Origin of the sequence: Rhizobacter sp., from assembly GCF_035702065.1 — a bacterium.
Classification (GTDB): Bacteria; Pseudomonadota; Gammaproteobacteria; order Burkholderiales; family Burkholderiaceae_C; genus Rhizobacter.
Genome location: NZ_DASSRA010000476.1, coordinates 1 through 3,398 on the forward strand (window position 1 = coordinate 1; position 3,398 = coordinate 3,398).

The window sequence follows — 3,398 nt, forward strand, 5'->3', positions numbered from 1 at the left end:
GGGTGCTTGAGGCCCTTGACGATGCCGTCGCAAATGGCGGCGGACGACACCAGCCGCGCCAGCGTGTGCGCATCGAGCCGAGGCACGACGCGCTCGAAGAGCTTCTCGCGCACGCCCCACACGCGCTGCTCACGCAAGGCCATGGGCAGCGGCTTGCCGGCTTCGACAGCCGCATGCACGCGGTGCAGGCCCAGCACGTCTTCGCTCAAGGCCCACTGCACCAGCACGGCAGCCTCGCCTTCGGCCTGCAGGCCGTCGAGCATGCGCAGCGCGCGGGAGGCCTGGCCGGCGAGCACGGCTTCGCCGAGCTTGAAGACGTCGTAGCGCGCCCCGTTGAGCACCGCCGCTTCGATCTGCTCGAAACTCAGCTCGCCCTGCGGGTAGAGCAGGCCGAGCTTCTGGATCTCCTGGTGGGCCGCGAGCAGGTTGCCTTCCACCCGGTCGGCAAAGAAGGCCAGGGTGTGCTGCCCCGCTTCGCCGCCTTGCACGCGCTGGCCTTGCGTGGCCAGGCGTTGGGCGATCCAGGCCGGCAGGGCCTTGCGCTCGATCGCATCGACGCGCACCGAGGCGCCCGCGCCATCGAGCGCGGTGAACCAGGCACTGCTTTGCTGCGTGCGGTCGAGCTTGGGAAGCGTGACGATGGTGACCACATCGTCTGACAGCGTCTCGCAGTAGCGCTGCAAGGCCTCGGAGCCATCCTTGCCGGGCTTGCCCGAGGGGATGCGGATCTCGATCAGCTGCTTGTCGGCGAACAGGCTCATGGCCTGCGAGGCGCCGAGAAGCCCGCTCCAGTCGAAGTGCGCGCCCGCCACGGTGTGCACCTGGCGCTCGGTGTGGCCGGCGGCACGCGCCGCGGCGCGGATGGCGTCGGTGGCTTCCTGCGCCAGCAGGGGCTCGTCGCCGTACACGGTGTAGATGGGTCGCAGGCCCTTGGCGAGCTGGGCGGTGAGCTGGTCGGCACGCACTTGCATGGGTGCAACCTTACAGCGTCTGGATCGCCGCCAGGCGGCGCAGCACCTGCTGCGAGATGTCGCTGTACATGGCGCGGTAGAGCGCCTCTTCCTCCAGCTCCTTGGCCAGGGCGTCGCGCTCGTTGTAGGTCATGTCGCGGTTGAGCGCGATCTCGGTGGGCGCTATCAGCTCCTTGCCGGCCGGCGTGCGCACGCGGAAGTTGAAGCGCGCGCGCAGCTGCACCTCACGCACCTGGCCGGCGGTGGTGGAGGCGACCACGCCCTTGTCGCGCGCATCGGCCAGTGCTTCGAGCACCACCTCGGCCTGCGAGGCCGCCTCGACCACCTTGGTGGTGGTGCTGGCCAGGAGGCTGCGGCGCAGCTCGGCGGCCAGCGGCGCGTGCATCTTGAAGCCGGAGAGGTACAGCGTCTTGAACTTCAGCTCAGGGGCACGGCGCAGTTCGAAGCCACAGCCTCCCGCGAGGGCGGCCAGACTGAGCAGGAACCAGCGCCGGCTCGTCATCCAACGACCACGTTCACAAGACGGCCGGGAACGATGATGATCTTCTTCGGTGCCTTGCCTTCCGCGAACTTGATGAAGTCCGCGTTCGCCAAGGCCGTGGCCTCGATCGCCGCCTTGTCCGCGCCCGCCGGCACCTTGATCGCGCCGCGCAGCTTGCCGTTGACCTGCAACATCAGCTCGATCTGGTCTTGCACCAGCGCCGCCTCGTCCACCTGCGGCCAGGGCGCGTCGAGCAGGTCACCGTGCACGGTGGCATAACCCAGGTCTTGCCACAGCTGCCAGGTGGTGTGCGGGCAGGCCGGGTAGAGCGCGCGCAGCAGGATGCCGAAGGCCTCGCGCACGACCCCGGGCGCACCGGCCTTGAAGCCTTCGAGCGCGTTGAGCAGCTTCATTGCCCCGGAGACGACGGTGTTGTACTGCATGCGCTCGTAGTCGTAGCTGATCTGGCGCAGCACGTTGTGCACCTCGCGGCGCAGCGCCTTGGCCTCTTCGCCGTCGGCTCCGCTGTTGTCACCGCGCGAGGTGATGGCTTCGGCGTTCTTCACCCCAAAGTTCCACACGCGTCGCAGGAAGCGGTGCGCACCTTCGACGCCGGCGTCGTTCCATTCCAGCGTCTGCTCGGGCGGCGAAGCAAACATCACGAACAGGCGCGCGGTGTCGGCGCCGTAACGTTCGATCAGGTCCTGCGGGTCGACGCCGTTGTTCTTGGACTTGGACATGGTGGTCCAGCCCTCGTAGGTAACGGGCTTGCCGTCGGCCTTGAGCGTGGCCGAGAGCACCTGCGCGTGGTCGTCGCGCACGATGTCGAGGTCGTGGGCCCAGAAGTAGTCCTTGCCGCTGTCGGAGCGCGAGAAGGCCTCGTTCAGCACCATGCCCTGCGTGAGCAGCCGGGTGAAGGGCTCGTCGATCTTCACCAGGCCCAGGTCACGCATCACCTTGGTCCAGAAGCGCGCGTACAGCAGGTGCAGGATGGCGTGCTCGATGCCGCCGATGTACTGGTCCATCGGCATCCAGTACTGCGTGCCGGCGCCGACCATGGCCTTGTCGTTCTTCGCGTCGCAGTAGCGCATGAAGTACCACGAGCTGTCGACGAAGGTGTCCATCGTGTCCGTCTCGCGGCGTGCGGGCTTGCCGCAAGTGGGGCACTTGCAGGCCAGGAAGGCGGCGTTCTTGTTCAGCGGGTTGCCGCTGCCGTCGGGCACCACGTCTTCGGGCAGCACGACGGGCAGGTCGCGCTCGGGCACCGGCACCGGCCCGTGTTCATCGCAATGGATGATGGGGATCGGCGTGCCCCAGTAGCGCTGGCGGCTGATGCCCCAGTCGCGCAGGCGCCAGGTGGTCTTCTTCTCGCCCAGGCCCTTGTGCGCGAGCGCCGCGGCCACGGCATCGACGGCGGCCTTGTAGTTCAGGCCGCTGAAGTTGTCGGAGTTGATGGTCACCCCGCGCTGCTTGTCGCCGTACCACTCCTGCCAGTGGTCATAGCTGTACTGCTCGCCATCGACGTGCACCACTTCCAGGATGTCGATGCCGTACTTCTTGGCGAAGGCGAAGTCGCGCTCGTCGTGCGCGGGCACGCCCATCACGGCGCCGTCGCCGTAGCTCATCAGCACGTAGTTGCCGACCCACACGTCCACCGGGTCGCCGCTGATCGGGTGCGTGACCTTGAGGCCCGTGGGCACGCCCTTCTTCTCCTGCGTGGCGAGCTCGGCCTCGGTGGTGCCGCCGGTCTTGCATTCGTCGATGAAGGCGGCGACGGCCGGGTTGCTGGCCGCGGCATGCGCCGCCAGCGGGTGCTCCGGCGCCACGGCGCAGAAGGTCACACCCATGATGGTGTCGGCGCGCGTGGTGAAGACGTACAGGCGCCCATCCTGGATCAGTTTGCCGTCGGCCCCGGCGATGGTGTGCGGGAAGGCGAAGCGCACGCC

The 3,398-nt window shown here is 68.1% G+C and carries 3 protein-coding genes; all 3 read right to left on the reverse strand.

Translation table 11 applies throughout. The features are described from left to right. Positions 1–971 (reverse strand): DNA polymerase III subunit delta (gene holA / locus VFL64_RS21135; RefSeq protein WP_489542357.1); only part of this gene is annotated, 971 nt, incomplete at its 3' end. Positions 972–981: 10 nt separating this feature from the next. Further along, positions 982–1,473, reverse strand: a complete 492-nt coding sequence (locus VFL64_RS21140; RefSeq protein WP_489542358.1) for an LPS-assembly lipoprotein LptE — start codon at positions 1,471–1,473, stop codon at positions 982–984. Next, on the reverse strand, positions 1,470–3,398 hold a 1,929-nt coding region (gene leuS, locus VFL64_RS21145; RefSeq protein WP_489542359.1), incomplete at its 5' end, for a leucine--tRNA ligase. The genes VFL64_RS21140 and leuS, both read right to left, overlap by 4 nt.

Bases quoted from the DNA above. Each gene is read 5' to 3' on its own strand.
- VFL64_RS21140 (WP_489542358.1), bottom strand. From the start codon at position 1,473: ATGACGAGCCGGCGCTGGTTCCTGCTCAGTCTGGCCGCCCTCGCGGGA.